This window comes from Vreelandella mediterranea (genome assembly GCF_970647075.1).
Map to the genome: position 1 here is coordinate 3,167,261 of NZ_OZ310198.1, position 22,480 is coordinate 3,189,740.

General features: G+C 63.5%; 23 protein-coding genes. 9 read left to right on the forward strand and 14 right to left on the reverse strand.

The genetic code is table 11. From position 1 onward, the window contains the following. The first annotated feature begins 1 nt into the window (after window position 1). From coaBC to slmA, 5 genes are all read left to right on the forward strand, one after another. Window positions 2-1,276: a bifunctional phosphopantothenoylcysteine decarboxylase/phosphopantothenate--cysteine ligase CoaBC gene (gene coaBC, locus ACWFVE_RS14605; protein ID WP_447529993.1), complete on the forward strand. Its 1,275-nt coding sequence runs from the start codon at window positions 2-4 to the stop codon at window positions 1,274-1,276. After that, on the forward strand, window positions 1,273-1,728 hold the full coding sequence (gene dut, locus ACWFVE_RS14610; RefSeq protein ID WP_447529994.1) for a dUTP diphosphatase: 456 nt from the start codon (window positions 1,273-1,275) through the stop codon (window positions 1,726-1,728). The genes coaBC and dut overlap by 4 nt, the downstream gene beginning before the upstream one ends. An 11-nt stretch (window positions 1,729-1,739) precedes the next feature. Then, window positions 1,740-3,122, forward strand: coding sequence for a phosphomannomutase/phosphoglucomutase (locus ACWFVE_RS14615; protein ID WP_447529995.1), 1,383 nt, complete (start codon window positions 1,740-1,742; stop codon window positions 3,120-3,122). Between the two features lie 84 nt (window positions 3,123-3,206). Next, window positions 3,207-4,106 (forward strand): acetylglutamate kinase, encoded by a 900-nt coding sequence (argB, locus tag ACWFVE_RS14620; protein ID WP_447529996.1) that lies wholly within the window; start codon window positions 3,207-3,209, stop codon window positions 4,104-4,106. An 18-nt stretch (window positions 4,107-4,124) separates the two neighbouring features. Beyond that, entirely contained in the window at window positions 4,125-4,733 is a 609-nt protein-coding gene (gene slmA / locus ACWFVE_RS14625) for a nucleoid occlusion factor SlmA (RefSeq protein WP_447529997.1), read from the forward strand. A gap of 97 nt (window positions 4,734-4,830) precedes the next feature. Here slmA and rpoH read toward each other — a convergent pair whose 3' ends face one another. The 4 genes from rpoH to ftsY all read right to left on the reverse strand — a co-directional run bounded on the left by rpoH (window position 4,831) and on the right by ftsY (window position 9,087). Then, a complete protein-coding gene (gene rpoH / locus ACWFVE_RS14630) occupies window positions 4,831-5,697 on the reverse strand; it encodes an RNA polymerase sigma factor RpoH (protein ID WP_447529998.1) in 867 nt (288 codons plus the stop codon). A 179-nt stretch (window positions 5,698-5,876) separates the two neighbouring features. Next, window positions 5,877-6,935: a permease-like cell division protein FtsX gene (ftsX, locus tag ACWFVE_RS14635; protein WP_447529999.1), complete on the reverse strand. Its 1,059-nt coding sequence runs from the start codon at window positions 6,933-6,935 to the stop codon at window positions 5,877-5,879. Continuing rightward, complete coding sequence (gene ftsE, locus ACWFVE_RS14640) at window positions 6,932-7,600, reverse strand: cell division ATP-binding protein FtsE (protein ID WP_447530000.1); 669 nt, start codon at window positions 7,598-7,600, stop codon at window positions 6,932-6,934. The genes ftsX and ftsE overlap by 4 nt, the downstream gene beginning before the upstream one ends. Next, window positions 7,597-9,087, reverse strand: coding sequence for a signal recognition particle-docking protein FtsY (ftsY, locus tag ACWFVE_RS14645; protein ID WP_447530001.1), 1,491 nt, complete (start codon window positions 9,085-9,087; stop codon window positions 7,597-7,599). Before ftsY ends, ftsE begins: the two co-directional genes overlap by 4 nt. An 89-nt stretch (window positions 9,088-9,176) precedes the next feature. On the opposite strand from ftsY, the gene rsmD reads away from it, so the two are divergent. Both rsmD and ACWFVE_RS14655 read left to right on the forward strand, forming a co-directional pair. Beyond that, entirely contained in the window at window positions 9,177-9,791 is a 615-nt protein-coding gene (rsmD, locus tag ACWFVE_RS14650; RefSeq protein WP_447530002.1) for a 16S rRNA (guanine(966)-N(2))-methyltransferase RsmD, read from the forward strand. 80 nt (window positions 9,792-9,871) lie between these two features. Continuing rightward, on the forward strand, window positions 9,872-10,066 hold the full coding sequence (locus tag ACWFVE_RS14655; RefSeq protein ID WP_447530003.1) for a cell division protein ZapB: 195 nt from the start codon (window positions 9,872-9,874) through the stop codon (window positions 10,064-10,066). Here ACWFVE_RS14655 and rimI read toward each other — a convergent pair. The 10 genes from rimI to ACWFVE_RS14705 form a co-directional block, all read right to left on the reverse strand. Next, window positions 10,063-10,512, reverse strand: a complete 450-nt coding sequence (rimI, locus tag ACWFVE_RS14660) for a ribosomal protein S18-alanine N-acetyltransferase (RefSeq protein ID WP_447530004.1) — start codon at window positions 10,510-10,512, stop codon at window positions 10,063-10,065. The genes ACWFVE_RS14655 and rimI overlap by 4 nt on opposite strands. Next, complete coding sequence (locus ACWFVE_RS14665; protein WP_447530005.1) at window positions 10,509-11,348, reverse strand: hypothetical protein; 840 nt, start codon at window positions 11,346-11,348, stop codon at window positions 10,509-10,511. The genes rimI and ACWFVE_RS14665 overlap by 4 nt, the downstream gene beginning before the upstream one ends. Continuing rightward, window positions 11,345-11,653 carry a BolA family protein gene (locus ACWFVE_RS14670; RefSeq protein ID WP_447530006.1) on the reverse strand — a complete coding sequence of 103 codons (309 nt, stop codon included), beginning with the start codon at window positions 11,651-11,653 and terminating at the stop codon, window positions 11,345-11,347. The genes ACWFVE_RS14665 and ACWFVE_RS14670 overlap by 4 nt, the downstream gene beginning before the upstream one ends. Window positions 11,654-11,694: 41 nt before the next feature. Continuing rightward, window positions 11,695-13,095 carry an MFS transporter gene (locus tag ACWFVE_RS14675; protein ID WP_447530007.1) on the reverse strand — a complete coding sequence of 467 codons (1,401 nt, stop codon included), beginning with the start codon at window positions 13,093-13,095 and terminating at the stop codon, window positions 11,695-11,697. 101 nt (window positions 13,096-13,196) lie between these two features. Next, window positions 13,197-13,583, reverse strand: a complete 387-nt coding sequence (locus ACWFVE_RS14680; RefSeq protein WP_447530008.1) for a hypothetical protein — start codon at window positions 13,581-13,583, stop codon at window positions 13,197-13,199. A gap of 103 nt (window positions 13,584-13,686) precedes the next feature. Beyond that, window positions 13,687-15,198 carry a lysine--tRNA ligase gene (gene lysS, locus ACWFVE_RS14685; protein ID WP_447530009.1) on the reverse strand — a complete coding sequence of 504 codons (1,512 nt, stop codon included), beginning with the start codon at window positions 15,196-15,198 and terminating at the stop codon, window positions 13,687-13,689. A gap of 63 nt (window positions 15,199-15,261) precedes the next feature. Next, window positions 15,262-16,360 (reverse strand): peptide chain release factor 2 gene (gene prfB / locus ACWFVE_RS14690; RefSeq protein ID WP_447530010.1). Its coding sequence is split into 2 segments (ribosomal slippage): window positions 15,262-16,284 and window positions 16,286-16,360, totalling 1,098 coding nucleotides; the frame shifts between segments, so codons are not numbered across the junction. 188 nt (window positions 16,361-16,548) lie between these two features. Continuing rightward, the gene (locus ACWFVE_RS14695; RefSeq protein WP_447530011.1) at window positions 16,549-17,244 is read right to left on the reverse strand and encodes a nicotinamidase; all 696 of its coding nucleotides are present in this window, start codon (window positions 17,242-17,244) and stop codon (window positions 16,549-16,551) included. 119 nt (window positions 17,245-17,363) lie between these two features. Beyond that, on the reverse strand, window positions 17,364-17,927 hold the full coding sequence (locus ACWFVE_RS14700; RefSeq protein WP_447530012.1) for a flavin reductase family protein: 564 nt from the start codon (window positions 17,925-17,927) through the stop codon (window positions 17,364-17,366). Between the two features lie 151 nt (window positions 17,928-18,078). Next, on the reverse strand, window positions 18,079-19,431 hold the full coding sequence (locus tag ACWFVE_RS14705) for an OmpP1/FadL family transporter (RefSeq protein ID WP_447530013.1): 1,353 nt from the start codon (window positions 19,429-19,431) through the stop codon (window positions 18,079-18,081). Between the two features lie 324 nt (window positions 19,432-19,755). On the opposite strand from ACWFVE_RS14705, the gene ACWFVE_RS14710 reads away from it, so the two are divergent. Together ACWFVE_RS14710 and ACWFVE_RS14715 are read left to right on the forward strand one after the other, a co-directional pair. Next, window positions 19,756-20,169, forward strand: a complete 414-nt coding sequence (locus ACWFVE_RS14710; protein ID WP_447530548.1) for a MerR family transcriptional regulator — start codon at window positions 19,756-19,758, stop codon at window positions 20,167-20,169. After that, window positions 20,166-22,430, forward strand: a complete 2,265-nt coding sequence (locus ACWFVE_RS14715; RefSeq protein WP_447530014.1) for a heavy metal translocating P-type ATPase — start codon at window positions 20,166-20,168, stop codon at window positions 22,428-22,430. Before ACWFVE_RS14710 ends, ACWFVE_RS14715 begins: the two co-directional genes overlap by 4 nt. Window positions 22,431-22,480 lie beyond the last annotated feature (50 nt).

Consider the following 22,480-nt stretch of genomic DNA (forward strand, 5'->3'; position numbering starts at 1 on the left):
TATGGCTTCGATACAGCCCTTGGCGGGTTCGTCACTGGCAGGCAAGCGCATCCTGCTGGGCGTCAGCGCCGGCATTGCCGCCTATAAAAGTGCCCAGATCATTCGGCTCATCAAGCAGGCCGGCGGCGAGGTGCGCGTGGTGCTGACCGACGGGGCCCAGGCGTTCATCACCCCGTTGACCCTACAGGCGCTTAGCGGCGAGGCGGTGAGAACCTCGCTTTTGGACCCGGACGCCGAGGCCGGCATGGGTCATATCGAACTGGCCCGCTGGGCAGATGCGCTCTTGATCGCGCCGGCCACGGCGGATTTGATCGCCCGCCTGGTGCACGGCCTGGCCGACGACCTGCTGACCACGCTGAGCCTTGCCTGCGAGGCGCCAAGGCTGATTGCCCCGGCGATGAACCAGGCGATGTGGCGCCACCCGGCCAGCCAGCGCAACGCCCGGATGCTCGAGGCGGATCAGTGGCAGGTGATTGGGCCCGCCGCCGGCGAGCAGGCCTGCGGCGACGTGGGCCCCGGGCGCATGAGCGAGCCCGACGAAATCGTCGAGGCGCTCGCCAAGCGACTAAGCGCCCCGCCGGCGTTTTCGCAAGCGCACCGCCCCCACGTGGTGATTACCGCCGGCCCCACTCGCGAGGCGCTCGACCCGGTGCGCTATCTCTCCAACCATAGCTCGGGAAAGATGGGCTATGCGCTGGCCGCCGCCGCTTTCGAGGCGGGCTTTCGGGTGACGCTGATCAGTGGGCCGGTGAACCTGCCCACCCCGGCCGGCGTTACCCGTATCGACGTCGAAAGCGCCCTCGAAATGCACCAGCAGGCGCTCGAACTCGCCTCCCAGGCGGCGCTGTTCATCGGCTGCGCGGCGGTGGCGGACTACCGCGCCGAGCACGCCGCCGAGCACAAGTTGAAGAAAACCGACGACAGCGACACGCTCACGATCACCCTGGTGAAAAATCCGGATATCATCGCCGAGGTCGCGGCGCTGCCGGGGGATGCGCGCCCTTTCGTGGTGGGCTTTGCCGCCGAAACCCGGGACGTGGCTCACTACGCCCGGGACAAGCTTGCGCGCAAGAACCTCGACCTGGTGGTGGCCAACGACGTCGCGCAACAAGGCCTGGGCTTTGGTAGCGACGACAATGCCGCGCTACTCGTCTGGCGCGCCCCCGAGGGCACTGACCAGCTCAGCGCCCCGCCCCAACCCAAAACGGCGCTGGCTCGTTTGATTATCGAAAAAGCGCTTTCACTGACCGATTCAACCGCTGGAGCCGCCCCATGAGCCGCCCCCCTTTGAAGTGCAAGGTGCTCGACGAGCGCATGCTGGACTACCTGCCCACCTACGGCTCCGAAGGTGCGGCGGGTATGGACCTGCGCGCCCTGCTCGACGCCCCGCTCACTCTCGCCCCGGGGGATTGCGAGCTGATCCCGACCGGGCTTGCGATCCATATCGAAGACCCAAGCCTTGCCGGCATGATTTTGCCCCGCTCCGGGCTTGGCCATAAGCACGGCATCGTGCTGGGCAACCTGGTGGGCTTGATCGATTCGGACTACCAGGGGGAGCTGATGATCTCGGTATGGAACCGCGGCCAGGCGAGCTTCACGCTCGAGCCGTTCGACCGGCTGGCCCAGTATGTTTTGGTGCCGGTGGTACAGGCCACGCTCGAGGTCGTCGATAGTTTCGAGGACAGCGTGCGCGGCAGCGGCGGCTTTGGCAGCACCGGCAGCCAGTAAGGAGTTCGACCATGACGGTACCCGCTTCGATATTTCGCGCCTACGATATACGCGGCGTCGTCGATGACACCCTGACCGAGGCGACCACCGCGCTAATCGGCCAGGCGATTGGCAGCGCGGCCGCCGCCCGAGGCGAGCGTACGGTCATTGTCGCCCGGGACGGGCGCCTTTCCGGGCCGCGACTACAAAAGGCGCTCATCACGGGACTTTTGAGCGCCGGCGTCGACGTCGTCGATATCGGCATGGTACCGACACCGGTGCTCTATTTTGCCACTCATACGCTGGGAGTGGGCCGCTCCGGGGTGATGGTCACCGGCAGCCACAACCCGCCGACGTACAACGGCTTCAAGATCGTACTGGGCGGCGAGACGCTCTCCAGCGATACCATCACCGCGCTCTACCAGCGCATCGTCGATGGCGCGCTCGATGAGGGCGAAGGCCGCTACCGTGAAGTCGACGTACGCGCGGCGTATCTCGAGCGCATTCTTGGCGATGTGAGCGTGACGCGCCCGCTACACGCCGTGGTTGACTGCGGCAACGGCGTGGCCGGCGAGCTCGGCCCCGAGCTGATCCGCCGGCTCGGCGTTCAGACCACGCCGCTTTTCGACGAGATCGATGGCCACTTTCCCCACCACCATCCGGACCCGGGCAAGCCGGAGAACCTCGTCTCGTTGATCGAGGAGGTCGAGCGGCGCGGTGCGGATATAGGACTTGCCTTCGACGGTGACGGCGACCGGCTGGGCGTGGTGACGCCGCGCGGGCGCATGATCTACCCGGATCATCTTCTGGCGCTGTTCGCCACCGACATGCTCACCCGCCACCCGGGCGCCGGGGTGGTGTTCGACATCAAGTGCAGCCGCACCCTTCCCCGCGTCATTCTGGACGCCGGCGGCGAGCCGGAGATGTGGCGCACCGGGCACTCGCTGATCAAGGCGCGCATGATCGAAACCGGGGCGCAGCTGGGGGGCGAAATGAGCGGGCACATTTTCTTCAAGGAGCGCTGGTACGGCTTCGACGACGGCCTCTACGCCGCCGCCCGCCTTTTGGAGATTCTGGCGGCCGGCCCCCTTGATGCGGACGCGCTGTTTGAGCGTTTTCCCCAGGAATTCAGCACGCCGGAGATCAACCTGCCAGTGGCGGATGAAGAAAAGTTTGGCCTGGTGGAAGTGCTTGCCAGAGATGGCGACTTCGGCGAAGGTATCAAGACCACGATCGACGGCATACGCGTGGACTATCCGGAAGGCTTTGGGCTTTGCCGGGCGTCGAACACCACGCCGGCGCTGGTGCTTCGCTTCGAAGGGGAGAGCGAAGCGGCCCTGGCCGATATACAAGCGCGCTTTGCCCGTGCGCTTGCCCGCGCCGCCCCCGCGCTCGATACCGGCCCCATCCGTTAGCCTATCGCGTCACACAGAGCGCGCTTTAAAAGCGCGCCATAAAGGCCCAAGCGCCGCTAAAAAATCAACGCAAGGGATAAAGCAATGAATGCGAACACCCACGACCCCCGGGTCGTCGTGGAGGTGCTGTCCGAAGCGCTTCCCTATATTCAGCAATTTTCCGGCAAAACGGTCGTCGTGAAGTATGGCGGCAACGCCATGACCGAAGACACGCTGATCAACTCCTTCGCCCGCGACATCGTGCTGATGAAAGAGGTCGGCATCAACCCGGTGGTGGTTCATGGCGGCGGCCCGCAGATCGGAAGTCTTTTGGAAAAACTCAATATCGAGTCGCGCTTCGTCAACGGCATGCGCGTCACCGACGCTGAGACCATGGACGTCGTCGAAATGGTGCTGGGGGGGCTGGTCAATAAAAGCATCGTCAACTTGATCAACCAAAGCGGCGGCAAGGCGATCGGGCTGACTGGCAAGGACGGCGCCCAGATTCGCGCCCGCCAGCTCAAGGTCGAGCATAAAAGCCCGGAAATGACCGCCCCGGAGATCATCGATATCGGCCACGTCGGCGAGGTCGAGTCGATCTCCACCGACCTGATCGAAATGCTCGCCCAGCGCGATTTTATTCCCGTGATCGCGCCGATCGGCGTGGACGATGCGGGCCACAGCTATAACATCAACGCCGATTTGGTGGCGGGCAAGCTCGCCGAGGCGCTCAGCGCCGAAAAGCTGATGCTTTTGACCAACGTGGCGGGGCTAATGAACAGCGAAGGCAAGGTACTGACTGGGCTGACGACGAGCCAGGTCGACGAGCTGATCGCCGATGGCACGATCCACGGCGGGATGCTTCCGAAAATACGCTGCGCGCTGGACGCCGTAAAAGGCGGGGTCGTCAGTGCGCAGATCGTCGACGGCCGCGTGCCTCACGCCATCCTGCTCGAGATATTCACCAAGGCAGGCGTAGGCACCTTGATCAGTGACGCAGGCTAAGCCCAAAGGATCAGCACCATGAGCGATGACAATAAACCTCGCCGCCGCGAACAGATCCTGCAGGCACTGGCCATCATGCTCGAAGAGGACAGCGGCAAGCGCATCACCACCGCTGCCCTGGCCCGCCAGGTCGGCGTGTCCGAAGCGGCGCTCTACCGCCACTTTCCGAGCAAGGCGCGGATGTTCGAAGGCTTGATCGACTATATCGAAGAGAACGTGTTCGCGCGCATTACGCGCATTCTCGAGGACATTCCCGAAGCCGAGCGCCGCTGCGCGACGATTCTCTCGCTGCTGCTGGGCTTTGCCGAAAAAAACCCCGGGCTTGCCCGGGTGCTCGGCGGCGACGTCCTGACCGGCGAAACCGCCCGCCTGCGACAGCGTGTTCATCAGCTGTTCGAGCGTCTGGAAACTCAGCTCAAGCAGATTCTGCGCGAGGCCGAGATCCGCGAAGGACTTCGCCCGACGATTACCGCCTCGGCGGCGGCGAACCTGCTGATCACCCAGGCCGAGGGGCGCATATCGCAGTACGTGCGCAGCGATTTCAAGCGCGCCCCCACCGAGTACTGGGAGGACCAGTGGGCGCTGATCGCAAGCGGGCTTTTGCGGGAGATCGCCCAGCCCGCTTGATCGTGTTTTGCGCGCATAAAAAAGCCCCGGCGATAAGCCGGGGCTTTTCATTTCAAGGGCTTTTCTTTTCAGGGGCTTTTGGGCTTTCAGCGCCGCCTTAAGCCGCCACGCTCTCGCCCATCTTCAGACGAAGCTTTTTCATGGCGTTCTTTTCGAGCTGGCGGATACGCTCGGCGCTCACGCCGTAGACATCGGCCAAATCGTGAAGCGTCGACTTGTCATCGGTCAGCCAACGGCGCTGAAGAATGTCCCTGGAGCGCTCGTCGAGCTCCTTGAGCGCGCCCTGAAGACGACGCGTGGAGTCCTCTTCGAAGTCGCTGTCCTCGAGCTGGGTGGCCGGGTCGAGGGTGGCGTCGTCGAGAAACTGCGACGGGGACTGGTAAGGGCTATCTTCGTCGTCGCTTGGCGAGGCGTCGAAGCCCGCGTCGAACGCCGAAAGACGACCTTCCATATCGCGCACGATCTCGGGTTTGACGTCCAGATCCTTGGCAATGGCGTCGACTTCGTCGTTGTTCAACCAGGCCAGGCGCTTTTTGGCGCTACGCAGGTTGAAGAACAGCTTGCGCTGCGCTTTGGTCGTAGCGATCTTGACGATCCGCCAGTTGCGCAGCACGAACTCATGAATCTCGGCCTTGATCCAGTGAACCGCAAAGGAGACCAGGCGCACACCCTGATTGGGGTCGAAACGCTTGACGGCCTTCATCAGGCCTACGTTGCCTTCCTGGATCAGGTCGGCCTGGGCCAACCCGTAGCCCGAGTAACTGCGCGCGATGTGTACTACAAAGCGCAGGTGCGACATCACCAGACGCCGCGCCGCTTCGAGATCACCGTCGTCGTGAAGGCGGAACGCAAGCTCGCGCTCCTCCTCGACGGTAAGTACGGAGATGCCGTTAACCGCTTGAATATAGCCGCCCAGGTCATTGCCTGGAGAGAGCTGTCCCACCGGTAGAAGACTAGTGCCCATGCAGATGGTCTCCTCGTTACCAATCCTGGTTGACCTGCTATCGTCATCAACATGATCCATCGCGCGGCTCACGATCGACATAGCGGTGTCAGCGTTGTCGCTATGACAGCAACCAATGTATAAGGTTCATATAACCCGGACCATGGTTCGAGCCGGATCGCGCACCCGCGCTGAAAAACCTAGCGCGGGCGAATGCTGGATAGGTGGCGCGACACGGCAAGCCATGCCCCCAGCCAGCCCAATAGTGTACTGCAGGATAGCAAAATTGTGGAGCCTGTCACGTCCAACTGCGGCAATGTGAAGCTGGCCCCGTAGCTTGCCGCCAGCGCCGCCACCGGCATCGAGAGCCAGTGGTTACCCAGCGCCAGCAACAATAGCGCAATCAAGCCCCCACCAAAGCCGTACCAGGCCCCGCTGTACAAGAAGGGCCGGCGCACGAAAGCATGGGTGGCGCCGATCAGCATGACCACCTCGATCTCCCGGCGACGGCTTTCCACGGAAAGGCGAATGGTATTACCCACCACCAGCAAAACCCCAAAGCCGAACAGCACGGCCAGCGCCAGCGCCACCCGCCGCCCCAGGTCCGCCAGGTGGCGAAGCCGCTCCACCCAAGCCAAATCCACACGCACTTCATCGACCCCCGACAAACCTTCCAGGCGCCCGGCGAGCTGCTCCATGGCCAGCGGCTCGACGCTTTGCGGGTTGATCACGATGCTTGCGGGCAGCGGGTTCTCCTCGAGGCCCATCAGCGTATCGTCGAGGCCCAGCGAGCGCTGAAACGCCGCCATCCCCTCCTCGGCGCTGATCAGCCGGGTCTGTAACACGCCCTGCTCGGCGTTGACCGCCTCGTCGATACGCGCAGCCTGAGCCGGGTCCACCTCGGTTTGCAGGTAAACGGTAAGCGTGGCGCTTTCGTCGAGTTCGGCGTCGAGCAGCCGCGCGCTATCCAGCGTCAGCCAAAGCGCGGCGGGCAGCACCAGCGCAATGGCGATAGCCAGCATCGTGAGTACGTTGCCCAAGGGGTGGCGCACCAGCCGATAAAGGCTGTCACCGAGCATGGCCCGGTGGTGGCGGCCCCAAGCGCGCAACCGGCTGCCCAACCCCGGGCCCGTGGCGCGGGGCTTGGGCGGGCGCGGCGCGGCTGCCTTATGGGGAGTACTGGCGTGCCCGGCGGCCGGTCGGCTGACCGCGCCGGTGCGGCGAGCGGGGCCGCTGGGGGGCGTAGTCCGGCGCGTCATACTGCCCCCTCATCGGCAATCAGGCGACCGTCGCGCAGGCGCAGAATACGGTGGCGTAGCCTGGCGATCAGCGCCAGGTCGTGGCTTGCGATCATGACCGTGGTGCCGATGCGATTGAAGTCTTCGAACAGCCCCATGATATCCGCGGACAGGTGCGGGTCCAGGTTGCCGGTCGGCTCGTCGGCGAGCAGCAGCGCGGGCTTGTTGACCACCGCCCGAGCAATGCCCACCCGCTGCTGTTCGCCGCCGGAGAGCTCCACGGGGAGGGCTTTCTCGCGGTGCAAAAGCCCCACTTTATCGAGGGCGGCCCGCACCCGGCGCGCGGATTCCCGCGGCTCGAGCCCCTGGATTTCCAGCGGCAACGCAACATTGCGAAACACGCTGCGATCGAATAGAAGCTGGTGGTCCTGAAAGACCACGCCGATCTGGCGTCGGTAAAACGGCACCTGGCTTGCGTGAAGTCTGGCGATATCGTGGCCGGCCACCACCACCCGCCCACGGCTGGGCCGCTCCAGGCGCATGATCAAGCGTAAAAGCGAGCTTTTACCCGCCCCGGAGTGGCCAGTCAAAAACACCATCTCGCCCTGGCCCACGCGAAAATTGAGATGCGCCAGCGCCTCGAAGCGCCCGCCGTAGCGTTTCCCCACGTGTTCAAACGCGATCATGCGCGGGCGTGGCTCTCGGGCTGGTCGAACAGCGCATTGACGAAGTCGTTGGCATCGAAAGGACGCAGATCATCCAGGCTCTCGCCAACGCCGATAAAGCGGATCGGGGTATTGAGCTGCTTGGCCAGGGCGAAAATGATCCCGCCCTTGGCGGTGCCGTCAAGCTTGGTCAGCGTAATACCGCTGACCGGCACGGCTTCGTTGAAGGTGCTGGCCTGGGAGATAGCGTTTTGGCCGGTGCCGGCGTCGAGCACCAGCATCACCTCATGAGGCGCGGCGGTATCGATTTTCTGCATCACCCGGTGGACCTTTTTGAGCTCCTCCATCAGGTGGCTTTTGTTATGCAGCCGCCCGGCGGTGTCAGCAATCAAAACGTCCACACCGCGGGATTTCGCCGCGCTGACCGCATCGTAGATGACCGAGGCGCTGTCGGCGCCGGTGTGCTGGGCAATCACCGGCACGCTGTTGCGCTCGCCCCACACCTTGAGCTGTTCCACCGCCGCGGCGCGGAAGGTGTCGCCGGCAGCAAGCATCACGCTTTTGCCTTCGCGCTGAAAGCGCTGGGTCAGCTTGCCGATGGTGGTGGTCTTGCCCACACCGTTCACACCGACCACCAAAATGACGAAGGGTCCATCACCCTCTTTGGTGAAATCGAGCGGTTTGGCGACGGGCTCGAGCATATTGCCAAGCTCTTCTTGCAAGCCTTTGTAGAGCGCGGCCGGGTCCTTGAGCTCCTTGCGCGACACCCGGGCTTGCAGGCGTTCGATAATCGCGGTGGTCGCCTCGATCCCCACGTCGGCCATCAACAGCTGGGTTTCCAGATCTTCCAAAAGCTCGTCATCGATCTGCTTTTTGCCCAGAAACAGATCCGCCAGCCCGTCGGTCAGGTTGGCCCGGGTCTTGCCAAGCCCTGATTTGATACGCGCGAAAAAACCCTGCTTTTCCGCTTTCGCGGCCACCGGCTTCTCCTGGGTGGCGGTCCGGGCCGCGGCCTGGACCGGTTCGCCCTGTGGCTCGGCGGGGGGCGGTTCTACCTCGGGCCCGGCGGGCTGTGGGTCGACCTCGGGGATACGTGGCGATTCAGGCTCGACCTCGGGCTCCTGGGGCGTCGGCTCGACTTCCGGCTTTTGAGGTTCAGGATCGACCTCGGGCTTTTGAGGTTCAGGATCGACTTCCGGCTCTTTGGGCTCGGGTTCTACTTCGGGCTTCTGGGGCTCGGGGTCGACTTCCGGCTCCTGGGGCTCGGGCTCTACCTCAGGCTCCTGGGGCTCGGGGTCTACCTCAGGCTTTTGCGGCTCGGGCTCGACTTCCGGTTCCTGGGGTTCGGGTTCCACCTCGGGCTTTTGGGGCTCGGGCTCGACTTCCGGCTGCTGGGGCTCGGGTTCTACTTCGGGCTCCTGCGTGGTCGGGTCCAGGGCGCTCTCTTCTTGAGACGCCTGGGGCTTTTGGGGATCCTGCTTTTTCTTACGTTTCAAGAAACCGAACATGGGGGTATCCAACTAAAAAGGTGAACATTGTGACCATCCTACCACCGCCAACCAAGACTTTGGATAATCGGCCCGTTACAATCGGCCATATGAAACGACAACGCCCTTCACGCAAAACCTCTGCGCCTCGCGACGCATCCAAAGCCCTCGGCAAGCTACGTATTATCGGCGGTGATTACCGCCGCCGCCAGCTTCCGGTGCTCGACCACCCAGGTCTTCGCCCAACGCCCGATCGGGTGCGCGAAACGCTGTTCAACTGGCTGGGGCCAAAGCTTGCCGGCAAGCGCGCCCTGGACGTGTTCGCAGGCTCCGGCGCGCTAGGGATCGAGGCGCTTTCGCGCGGGGTCGCCCAAGCAGTGTTCGTCGAGCGTGAGACCCGCGTGGCCGCGCTGATCGAGCAGAACCTGGCGACCCTGGGCGCCACCAACGCCGAGGTCAAAAGCCAGGATGCCACCGGTTTTCTAGCGGGCGCCTCCACGCCGTTCGATATCGTGTTCATCGACCCACCGTTTCTAAAAGGCCTGGCCGGGCCGTGCTGTCAGGCGCTGGAAGACGGCGGCTGGCTAAGCGCCGAGGCGTCTATCTACCTGGAAACCGAGCGCGCCTTGACCCCGCAGGTGCCCGCCAACTGGCAGCTTTACCGGGAAACCACCGCCGGCGAGAGCACCGCGCGGCTTTACCGGCGCACCGCGCTTGCCCAATAGTCAGCACGGCGTTACGCTCGCACTCCCAACGCGTCATTTACTGTGGGCAGGCCCTTCTGCCCCGCTTTTTGGAGGTAGGCATGAGCCTTGAACTATTTAACCAGCTGGAACAGAAAGTCACCGACGCCGTCGAGGCGCTGGAGCTGATGAAGCTCGAAAACGAAGAGCTTCGCAAGGAGAACGCCGAGTACAAGCAAGAGCACGAAGAGTGGGAACGCCGCCTACAGGGCGTGCTGTCGAAATTCGAATCGAGCGATACCTCGGGTTCCGTTTAAGGCTGCGTGTCTAGCGCTGACATTAACAGCGCATCCTCTCGCCCGGCCCCGTTAGCGGCCGGGTAGTAGTTTTTTCGCCGCCCGTCCACGCCAAACCCCGCCGCTTCATAAAGTTTGACCGCCGCCACGTTGTGCTCGCGCACCTCGAGCAGCACCCGCTCGCTTTGCCACGCCCGCGCCTGGTCGAACACCCCCTGCAAAAGCGCCCGCCCCAGGCCTTGACCGCGATACTCGCTCAAAACGCCAATGGCCTGCAGCTCGGCCTCGAAGGGAAGCCGCGCGATGAGCGCGTAGCCTACCAGGCGCTGCTGGCGCCATAAGCCCAGTACGACCATGCTCGAATCCGTAAGCGCCTGTTCGAGCGCGCGCTCGCTCGCCCCGCTGCGGGTCTGGGCCTCCAGGCCGACCAGGTCGGTGAGATGCGCAGCGGACAGCGCCTCGATCACGCGGGGCGCGCCGCCGCGCCCTGGGCAAGACGTAAAAGTTCGGGCCACAGCGCACGCTTGGCCGTCGCACTCGTGAGCGTATCGAGCGCTGGCCCCTGCCAAACAGGAAGGCCCAGCGTATGGCTTTGACGCTCACGAAGCTCGAGTACCTGGCTTAGCGCGTGGCCACCTTCGCCTGGTTCGTCGCTCTCCAAGGCGGGCTTCGCCCACCAGAGCAGCCGTTCGAGCTGCCAGCCCTGACGGCGGGCTGCGCCTTCGATAAAGGCAGCCAGGCCTTCCCGTGCCTCGCCCATCGGGTCTTCAGAGGCAAAGGCGTTGGCCACCGGCGGCCAGTTGAAGGTGATCAATTGAGGAAGCGCGCCGTCGATCAGCCCTGCCGCGCTTAGCATGTTGCCTAGCAGTCGCTGCTCGCCGGGGCCAGGCGCGCCCGGGTGCAGGCTCAGCAAGCGCCCATCGATGCACACGCAAGTCACGGTAAACACCACCGGCTCGGCGTGCGCCACCGGGGTGCTGGCGGGCGCTTTTTCAGGGGCAGGGGCGGGCGCTGGCTCGGCTCGCTCGGGAGGGGCGATATCGCCCAGCAGCGCCCGGGCGGATTTGGGCGGGGTGCTGGCGCCAGGTTCGGGCACCGCCTGAGTGCTGGCCGGGGCCCTGGGCGGCGCAGCGCTTTGCTCTTCGAGCAGCGCGTGCAGCGCCTGGCGCGGCTCGGCGGCCGCGGCGGGCGCCTCCCATTCGCAGGCCTCGGTGGGTAGGGCATTGGGCAGCTGGTACCGGCACGCCCAGGCCGTGATGCCCATGGCGTCCAGATAGTGGCGTCGGCTGGCTTCCGGAGTCACTGCCCGCCGCCGCGACAGTCCGGGGAATTAGGCCGTTCGCTGCCGCGGGCGGCCCACTCCTGGGGGGTATAAAGGTGCAGCGCCAGGGCGTGAACCGGCCCGCCCAGCTCGTCGGCCAGCAGCGCGTAAATCTGCTGGTGACGCTTGACCGGCATCATGGCCTCGAAGCTCTCGGAGACCAGCGTCACTTTGAAGTGGGTCTCGGAATTGGCGGGCACGTTGTGCATGTGGCTTTCGTTCTCTACGCGCAGCACGTCGGGCGAAAGCGCCGTTAATTTCTCTTCGATTTGTGTCTGCAACGTCATGACCGGCCTCCTGGGTGGATAAACGCTTTTATTGTACGCCCTTAGCGGGGCGGCGACGATGCCCGCCGTTCAACGAGTGCGCGGCGGGCAAGCGAGACCCGGCCGAGGCTGACCGCGAGCGCAAGGCAGGTGGTCAGCGCGCTGAACCAGAGCGTGGCCTGCACCGAAAGGCCCAGTGCCAGCGCCGCCCCGACCACCGCCACACCAAACGACTGGCCAACGGTGCGCACCGTACTCATCACCCCGGAGACGTTGGCGCTTCGCTCTGCCGGCAGGCTTGCCATCATTTCGCGGTTGTTGGGCGGTTGAAAAAGCCCGAAGCCGATCCCGCAAAGTGCCGTGCGCCAAAGGCTTCCCGCAATGCCCGTGGTTTCATCCACCAGCGCCAGCGCCACCAGCCCTGCAATCAAGAACAAAAGCCCGATACTCGAAATCACGCTGGGGTTGAGCTTATCCGCTAGCCGTCCGGCAAGCGGGCCCACCACCATGATGGTCAGCGGCCAGGGCGTGAAGAGCCAAGCGGTTTGCAGTGGCGTGAAGCCCATCTGATCCTGATAGAAAATCGACAATGCGACGAAGGTCAGCCCCTGGCCGATGAAGGCAAGCCCCGAGGCGGACACCGCCAGGGTGAAGCGCATCTCGCCAAACAGCACCAGTGGAAGCAATGGGTAGCGCGCCCGGCGCTGGCGCCTTATGAACAGCGCAGCGGTGGTCAGACATAAAAGCGCCCACGAAAGCCCCTGCACCAGGGCTGCGTGGCCAAGCGCGTCCATGGCGAGAAAAAAGCTCGCCAGCATAGCCATCGAGCAGAGCGCCCCCCACACGTCGAAGCTTCCTTGGCGCGGCGTTTCACGAGGCAAAGCGCGGGCGGCGAACCAGAGCGAGCAGAGACCCAGCGGCATATTAAGTGCAAAAAGCCACGGCCAGTTGGCGAAGGAGAGAATCACCCCGCTAAGCGTGGGCCCAGCGGAGTAGCCCCCGGCGACCACCAGCGCGCTCAGCCCCAGCGCGCTGCCTAACAGTCGTGTGGGAAAGATGACCCGGTAGAGCGAGGGCCCGATGGAGAGTGTCGCCGCCGCGCCGAGGCCCTGCAGCGCGCGAAACACCAGCAGCGTTTCAAGGCTTCGTGACAGCGCCGCACCAATCGACGCCGCCACGAACGTCGCCAGGCCCAACAGGTAGAGCCGCCGCCGGGTAATCAGCTCGCTCAGCGCTGCAAACACCAGCAAAAACGCCGCGCACACCACCTGGAAGATATTGGTGATCCATACCGAGCGCGAGGCCGAGGCGCCCAGGTCCTGGGCGATGGTGGGCAGCGCCAGGTTGATCATGGTGGTGTCCATCACCGCCATGGTGGTGCCGGTCATCAGCGCCAACAGCGCAAGCGCGCGTTCGCGACCGGGCAGGCCGTCATCACTGGGGCGGGTTTCAAACAGTCGCATGGGGCGGGCGTTCCTCTCAAGAGCGCTACGGTTAAAGGCCATTACAACGACAAAACCGGCCGGAGCCGGTTTTGTCGTGCAGCGCTGAGTCGATCCAGGCGCTAGGGCGCGTCGGTCTCGAGGGAGAGCGCGTCCTCGACGTCGGAAATTTCCAGCGCCGTTTCATCATCCAAATCGACGGCCAGGTAGCTGTGCTCGACGTGGAGAAACGATTGGAAAAGTGTCCAGTCCAGCGGCTTGGGCCACTGGCTTTCGTCCTCTTCCCAGGCGCTTAGCTCGGTTTCCAGGATATCGCTGAAGCGCTCGCGCACGAAGGTCTCGAGTGCTTCAGGGGTATCCATTTCGGGAATGAGGTAGATGGTACTTTCACGTTCGACGTCGTCCAGGGTCAGGTCGTCGTCTCCCATGGTGGGTTCCAGCGCATTGATCCAGTCGACAAAGGGCTGGGTCGGCCTGACGCTCAGAGCGGAGCGGTTAAGCAGTTTCATGGGATTCTCCTCGCCGTCGAAACGTTGACCATTATGGGCGCTATAGCGCCCCCTTACCAACTTTTACTAGCGCATTGGCGTTAATGGCTTTTTCGCCAATGTTTTATTCCACTTCCGGGCGCATGGCCGGGAACAAGAGCACGTCGCGAATCGAGGCGCTGTCGGTAAACAGCATCACCAAACGGTCGATACCGATGCCCTCCCCCGCCGTGGGCGGCATGCCGTACTCGAGCGCGCGCACGTAGTCGGCGTCATAGTACATCGCTTCCAGGTCGCCGGCGTCTTTCTCGGCGGCCTGCTCGCGAAAGCGCTCGGCCTGGTCTTCGGCGTCGTTGAGCTCCGAGAAGCCGTTGGCGATCTCGCGCCCGCCGACGAAAAACTCGAAGCGGTCGGTGACGAAGGGATCCGCGTCGCTTCGCCGCGCCAACGGGCTGACCTCCGCCGGGTACATCGTAATGAAGGTGGGCTGGTCGAGTTTCGGCTCGGCGACCTCTTCGAAAATCTCGGTCTGGACTTTGCCCAGTCCCCAGCTCGGCTTCACCTTGATGCCAACACGCTCGGCCACGGCCCGGGCGCTTTCCAGCGAATCGAGCTCGGCTTCAGTGATGTTATCGCCATACTCGAGGATCGAATCCTTGAGGGACAAGCGGCGAAACGGCTGGCCGAAATCGTACTCTTCGCCCTGGTAGGAAAGGAGCGTGGTGCCCAGCACCTGCTCGGCGATCGAGCGCAGCATCGCCTCGGTCATGTCCATCAGGTCATTGTAATCGGCGTAGGCCCAGTAGAACTCGACCATGGTGAATTCGGGATTGTGCCGGGTCGAGAGGCCTTCGTTACGGAAATTGCGGTTGATCTCGAAGACCTTCTCGAAGCCGCCCACCACCAGGCGCTTGAGGTAGAGCTCCGGGGCGATGCGCAGGTACATGTCCATATCCAGCGCATTGTGATAGGTGATGAACGGCCGCGCCGTCGCCCCGCCTGGGATAGGCTGAAGCATGGGGGTCTCGACCTCCATGAACCCCTGGCCCTCGAAGAACCGGCGCATCGAACTGATCACCGCGGCGCGCGTCTCGAACGCCTTGCGCGACGCCGGGTTCATGATCAGGTCGACGTAGCGCTGGCGGTAGCGCGCCTCCTGATCGGTCAGGCCGTGGAACTTGTCCGGCAGCGGGCGCAGGCTCTTGGTCAGAAGCTCGGCCTCCTTCATCATCACGTAGAGATCGCCCTTGCCGGACTTGTGCACCGGGCCACTGGCGGCGACGATATCGCCGATATCCCAGCTCTTGATCTCTTCCAAAAGCTCGGCGGGCAGGCCCTTTTTATCCACGTAGAGCTGGATTTGGCCCGCCACGTCCTGGATGACGATAAACGGGCCGCGCTTGCGCATGATGCGCCCGGCGACCGACGCCTGGTGGTCAAGCGCTTCGAGCTCGGCCTTTTCCTTGTCGCCGAGCAGATTCTCGAGCTCGACGGTGAGGCTGTCGCGGCGGAAACCGTTGGGGAAAGCGCTTTTACCCTGGGCGGCAGCGGTCTCGCGCCGTGCGGAAAGCTTGGCGCGGCGCTCGGCGATCAGGTGGTTTTCGTTGTCCAGAGAAGACGCGTCTTGGTTAGCCATCCAGCACCCTATGTATGTTCCAGGCGGGTCATGCACCAAACACGGCCTGACCCCGCAAAAAGATTACAAGCCCTGCTTGAGGCTTGCGATGATAAATTGATCCAGGTCGCCGTCCAGCACCTTGTCGCAGTTGCTTGACTGCACGCCGGTGCGCAGATCCTTGATACGCTGGTCATCGAGTACGTAGGAGCGGATCTGGCTGCCCCAGCCGATATCGGCCTTGGAGTCCTCGGCTTCCTGCTTGGCGGCGTTGCGCTTTTGCATCTCGTGTTCCCAGATGCGCGCCTTGAGCTGCTTCATGGCGAAGTCGCGGTTGGCGTGCTGGCTGCGCTGGCTCTGGCAGGCCACGACGATACCCGTCGGCTCGTGGGTGATCCGCACCGCCGAGTCGGTGGTGTTGACGTGCTGACCGCCGGCGCCGCTGGAGCGGTAGGTATCCACGCGCAAATCCGAGGGGTTGATCTCCACCTCGAAGGTGTCGTCGATCTCCGGTGACAAAAACACCGAGGCGAACGAGGTGTGACGACGCCCGCCGGAATCGAAGGGGCTTTTGCGCACCAGCCGGTGAACCCCGGTTTCGGTGCGTAGCCAGCCAAAAGCGTGGTCGCCCTGGATATGCAGCGAGGCGGACTTGATGCCCGCTACTTCGCCGGCGGAGGCTTCGATGATATCCGCCTTGAAGCCGTGGTGTTCGGCCCAGCGCAGGTACATACGCAGCAAAATGTTCGCCCAGTCCTGGGCTTCGGTGCCGCCGGAGCCGGACTGAATGTCGAGATAGGCGTTGTTCTCGTCCATTTCGCCGGAGAACATCCGGCGAAACTCGAGTTTCTCGAGCGAAGCCTGCATGCTGTCGAGCTCTTTATGAACTTCCTCGACGGTGGCTTCGTCGTCTTCCATCTCGGCCAGTTCCAACAGGTCGCGGCTATCGCCCAGGCCCTGGTCCAGCTCGTCGATGGTCGCCACGATCGTCTCTAAAGTGGCGCGCTCTTTGCCCAGCTTCTGGGCGTAGTCCGGATCGCTCCAGACGTTCGGGTCTTCGAGCTCGCGGGAGACTTCTTCTAGCCGATCTTTCTTCTCGGCATAGTCAAAGATACCCCCTAAGAACGTCTGTCCGCTCAGACAAGTCCTTGATCTGGGTGTGTAGCGGGTTGGTTTCCAACATGAGTGGCCTGACCTTGTTGAGGATTCGAAAAAAGGCAAACGCCACCGGGCGGCCTTAGCACTGGCCGATAAACGCCTGCGCAAGCCCCCGAAGCGGCAAAATCGTTGGAACGCATTGTAACGAAAGCCCACGCTTCCCGCATCCACCGCGCTAAAACCACCGCCCGCCCCTTCAGAGCGACGCCATCATCACGAGTCGACGACGATGACCCCGAGTTCTTCCAGGCGTTCTCGCGTCGCGGCATCGGTCTGGAAGGTAACCGGACGCGTCAGCGACCAGAGAAAGTGGGTGCGAAACCCCGCGGCCACCGCGTCCTCGGCGCTCCACAGAACGCAAACGTCCCGCGCCAGCCCGCAGAGATAGACATCACTCACCCCGCGATCGCGAAGCCAGCCCGCAAGCCCCGTGGCCGGGCGCTGGCCGTCCGGGCCCTGGTTGTTGCGAAACGCGCTGTAGGAGTCGATCTGTGGGTCGGTGCCTTTACGGATGATGGCGTCGCAAGGCGTCCAGTCGATCGCGGGATGTAGCGCCGCGCCTTCGCTTCTCTGAATACAGTGATCCGGCCACAAGGTTTGCTGATGACCGAAGCGTTCGATGGCCTCGAAAGGCTGATGGGGCGGGTGCTGGGAGGCGAAGGAGATATGCGTCGGCGGGTGCCAGTCCTGGGTGGCGACCACGTGGCCAAAGGCGCGCTTTGCCAGCAACGCCTCGATGCCGGGCAAAATGGCATCCCCCTCGGCGCAGGCAAGCGCCCCGCCGGGCAGAAAATCCGGCTGAACATCCACGACGATCAGCGCACTCTGCGCCGCGCGCTCTCCAGCCACCAACGCCAAAGGGCCGGCTTGCGGTTCGCGGCTTGCCGCTACGACATCATCTTCCACCATGCAACGCTCCTGAGATCCAAGACGTGAAACCCGCTAAAAGTCATTCATTCAGTATCGAGGCCCGCCCCTCGAGGCGCAAGCGGTGGCGAGCAGGCGCCTGCTCGCCCATCGGTTTTTGCTCAGACGAGCATCGAGGGTTTGAACAACTCCGAGCGATCGAGAGTGGTGCCCGACACCATGAACGCCCCCATGCCCTGATAGTGCAGCGACGCTTGTTCGTCCGCCCCGGGGGCGGCATGAGCTTTGACGATCTCGAAAATGAACAGGTCGTATCCGTCGATCATGGCCTCGTCGTGCAAACGGCACTCGAAAGAGGCGTAACACTCGTCGATCAACGGCGCACCGACCTTCGAGGCCGAACCGGGCGTGAGCTCAAATGCTGCAAACTTGTCGACCTCGCTGCCGGAGCAGTTGCCGACCCCCACCACCGTGTCGATGAGTGCCGCCGACGGAATATTGATCACGCACTCGCCGCTTTCGCGCACCATTTCGTGGGTATGATTGCCGGCGGCGATCACGCAGCCCACCAGCGAAGGGGAAAAGGACATGACCATATGCCACCCCAGGGTCATGATGTTGCTCTGCTGCTGCCAGCGGGAGGAAACCAGTACGATCGGGCCAGGCTCGAGAAAATGCCTGGCGTTCGAAACGGGGAAATCTTCTTTCACCAACGCGCGGGACATGAAAAACCTCCGGTCAGATGGGGAAGTTGGCCAACCTCGAGGGTATGGCCTTCGCCCCATAAAACCAAAAGCGCTGGCAACATGGCCAGCGCTTTGTCCCTCACCCGATCACGGGTTTACCGGATTTCGGTGGATGTCCCTCGCCCAAGGCTTAGAAACGGTAGGTCAGCTGGGCGCCGATACCGTGAGCTTCGTTTTTGTAGTCCGCCGTGTAGGTCGCCCCACCCACCGGTACACCGCCGGTCGCCGGGCTTGCCAATAGATCCTGGCGCTCCTGGTCCACCGAGGTACTGCGCTCGGTCAGGTAGGAGTAGGCGACATCCAGGGTGAGATCCGGCGTCGGCGACCAGCCCGCGCCCAGCGAGAAGATGCGCCGGTCGTCGGAGGGAATCCGCACGCTGCGGTGCGCGTCGTTGGTAGGCGTGAAGTCGAGCGTAAAGCCGGCGCGCAGCGCAAGGGCCGGTGTCAGCTGGTACTCGCCGCCGGTGGCAAAGGCCCAGGCGTTGGAGTAGTTCTGGGTCTCCTGGGTGATGGTACCGCCATCGGTGCCGGTCACGCGGATCTCGTCGAACTGACTCCAGCGCACCCAGGAGGTACCGAACATCAGCTTGAACCGGTCGCTCATTTGCTGGGTGACCGAGAAATTGACCGTCTCCGGCGTGGTCAGATCCAGCGACGCGTTGTCCGCGCGCACGACGTTACCCAGCGGGTCGGTGGCGGAGAAGTTGCCATCGAGGGTGTAATCCACTTTGGAGCGGTAGGTCAGACCTAGGGTGGTTTCCGGTACCGGCTGGTAGATCACCCCCAGGTTGTAACCCCAGGCTTCGTCGTCGCCGTCTACGCGGGAGTCGACGTCGGTGGCGGCGTTAAACCCGGTGCCCGAGGGAATTTGGCGGCGCAGCTCGCCGTCGACCGAGTTGTAGGACACGCCCGCACCCACTGACCACTGGTCGTTGAAGCGGTAGGACACCGTCGGCTGTGCCGAGACCACGGTCACTTCGGTGTAGTCGCCGAAGTAGCGGCCCTGAAAGGAGCCTTCATAGTCGGTTTTAGAGCCAAACGGGGCGTAAACGCCGAAGCCGAACGCTAGCTGCTCGTTCACCGGATGCGCGTAGAACGCGAAGGGGACGAGCGTACCCGGCACCATATCGCCTTCGTTAGTGCCCCCGATGCTGCCGACGGGAATCTGATTACCGTTGGGCAAACCGCCGGTCGCAACGCCGGAATCCAACGTGCGGTTGGCCTGGACGTTACGAATTTTGGTTTTAGGATTCAAGTAGGTGGCACCCGCGGTGAACTGCGCGCGGTCCAAAAACGACATCCCCGCCGGGTTACCGTACACGATGGTCGCATCGTGTATGTTGGAGCTACGCCCGGCATGGCCGTAACCCTGCCCGCTGACGCTCTGTTCGTTGATTTGATAGCCGCCAGCGTTGGCCTGGCTTGCAAAGGTCGCCGCAGCCACAGCGGACACCATCGCCAGTTTTTTAACGTTATTATGCATAGTGAGCCTCATTTCCCAATGATCCGGCGAGGTACGCCCCGCCCGCGTTATTATTCGCCCCAGCGCTAGTTTTCGCCCAATGTCGGCGCAGGTTCAAGGGGCAAACGGTCGTTTTATTTCTTTTGGGGTTTATCCATTAGTCTTACGAGCGTTTTAAATCGGTGTTTTAGTTAACTTTACCGAGTTTTTCTGGATTGCTTGACCTATGGGCCACCCACAGGTTTTACACTGAGCGTGAACGTCGACAACGGTAATGCGACCATGCAGCCAAGCGCCTCCCAAGCAAGCCCCTCACAAGCAAGTCCTTCACAAACCGCGGCCCTCATGAAAGTCAGTGAGCTTGCCAGGCGCGCGGGGGTCAGCGCCGAAACGGTACGCCACTACAGCCGCGAAGGGCTTTTGCACCCGGCGCGCCACCCGGACAACGGCTACCAGCTCTTTTCCAGCGACGACCTGGAACGGCTCGCCTTCATTCAGCGCTCGCGGACGCTGGGCTTTAGCCTCGCCGAAATCCGCGACATCCTGGCCCACGCCGACCAGGGCGATTCCCCCTGCCCGCTGGTGCGTGACCTGCTGGCCAGCCGCCTGCCCCAGATACGCGCGCGCATCGAAGAGCTCGAAGCGTTGGCAGCGCGCATGGAGCAGGCGCTGGAAAGTTGGCAGGCCATGCCAGACGCCACGCCCACCGGCCACAGTATCTGCCGACTCATCGAGAGTTTCCCGGATTCCCGCTCATGAAATCATATACCTGCGTTGGCGCATCGTTTGATAAGCGCCCCCAGCGCTTTTTAATTCGCGGCATGAACTGCGCCGGCTGCGTTAAAAGCGTGGACCGCGCGCTCGGCCAGCTCCCCGGGGTCGAACACGCCACGGTCAACTTCGCCACCCAAACCGCCGAGGTGAGCGGCGAAGTATCGAACGAGGCGGTGTGCGAGGCAGTGGCGGCGAGCGGCTACGTCGCCGAGCCAATCATCGATTTCAAACAAGCCGAGCAGCGCCGCCGCGACCAGGAAGAAGCCACCTACCAAGCGCGCCTGCGCGGCGGGGTTTTGTCGCTGGCCCTGGCGCTGCCGTTGATGCTGGCCATGCTGGTTTATCACCCCGCCCCGCAGGGTATGGGCCGCATCTTCTGGCTGGTGATCGGTCTGCTAACGCTGGCTATTTTGGCGTTTCCCGGGCGGCACTTTTTCACCAACGCCTGGCGACAGCTGACCCACCGCCAAGCCAGCATGGATACGCTGGTCGCCCTGGGCACCGGCGCGGCCTGGCTCTACTCGATGGCCGTGGTGCTCTTCGCCCCTTGGCTGCCCGAGGCCGCCCGGGGTATTTACTTCGAGGCTTCGGCCATGGTGGTCGGGCTCATTTTGCTGGGTAACGCCCTGGAGCTTCGCGCCCGGGGCCGTACCCGCCAAACGCTCGGCCAGCTTTTGGATCTGCAGGGCACGACCGCGCGTCTCGAGCGCAATGGCGATACCTTCGAAGTGAATGTCGATGACGTGGTGCCCGGCGACACCCTGCGCGTACGCCCAGGCGAACGGCTGGCCGTAGACGGCGTGGTGCTCGACGGGCAAAGCCATGTGGATGAATCGATGCTCACCGGTGAGCCCGCGCCGGTGTATAAAGCCGCTCAGGCGGCGCTTGCCGCCGGCACGGTCAACGGCGAGGGTAGTCTTTTGTATCGCGCCACCCACACCGGCCGGGACACTCGCCTTGGACGTATTACCGAGCAGGTCGCCCACGCGCAAAACGCGCGCCCACCGATTGGCAAGTTGGCCGACCGAATCTCCGGCGTCTTCGTACCCGCCGTGATGATTCTGGCCGTGCTCACCGCGCTTATATGGTTCAACCTGGGCCCGGCGCCACCGACGCTTTACATGCTGGTAACGGCGACCACGGTGCTGATCATCGCCTGCCCCTGCGCACTGGGCCTCGCCACGCCGCTTTCCACCATGATCGGCGTGGGCAAGGCCGCTGAGCACGGGGTACTGATTCGCGACGGCGAAGCGCTGCAGCGCTCCTGCCGGCTCACCACCCTGGTGGTCGACAAAACCGGCACGCTGACCGAGGGCAAGCCCCGCGTGCTCGAGGCGGCTATTTTTCATTCCGATTGCGCCTGGCTACTGGGCGCGGTGAACGCCCTGGAGCAGCGTTCGCAGCATCCGCTGGCCAACGCGCTTTGCGCCTACGCCAGGACCCAAACGACGGAGGTCGTAGCGCTCGAGTCGTTTGCAAGCGACACCGGCGCAGGGGTGCGCGGTACCACCGAGCAGGGGGACCGTTTGCTGCTGGGTAGCGCCCGGCTGTTGGAGGAGGCCGGTATTGGCCTGGACGCGGCGGCCGAGATGACCGCCGCGCTCGAAAAGAACGCCCGGTCGGCGGTGTATATCGCGGTCAACGGCGCGCTTGCCGGTGTGTTCGCCATCAGCGACCCGGTTCGCCAGGACGCCGCCGCCAGCATCGCCCGTTTGAAACGCGATGGATTGACGGTGGTGATGCTGACCGGCGACAACCGACATACGGCGGCGGCGGTAGCCTGGGAGGTAGGTATCGATGAATTCATGGCCGGGCTTTCCCCCGAGGACAAGCTCGAGGAAATCAAGCGCCGCCAGGCGCGGGGTGAAATCCTGGGCATGGCTGGCGATGGCATCAACGACGCCCCGGCGCTGGCCCAGGCGGATGTCGGCTTTGCCATCGGCGGCGGCACGGATATCGCCATGGAAAGCGCCGGCGTTACCTTGATGCACGGCTCGCTTCACGGTGTCGCCACCGCCATCGAACTCAGCCGCGCCACCCTTGCCAACATCAAGCAGAACCTGGCGGGCGCGTTCGGTTACAACCTGCTGTGCATTCCTATCGCCGCCGGCGCGCTTTACCCACTGACCGGCATGCTGCTCTCACCGATCATCGCCGGGGCCGCGATGGCGCTCTCCTCCGTGACCGTCGTCGGCAACGCCAGTCGGTTACGCCGCTTCACCCCCACCGCCTGGGAGACGTCATGAGCGTATTGGTGAATCTAACGGGCGTTTTGCTGATCGCCCTGATCGTCTGG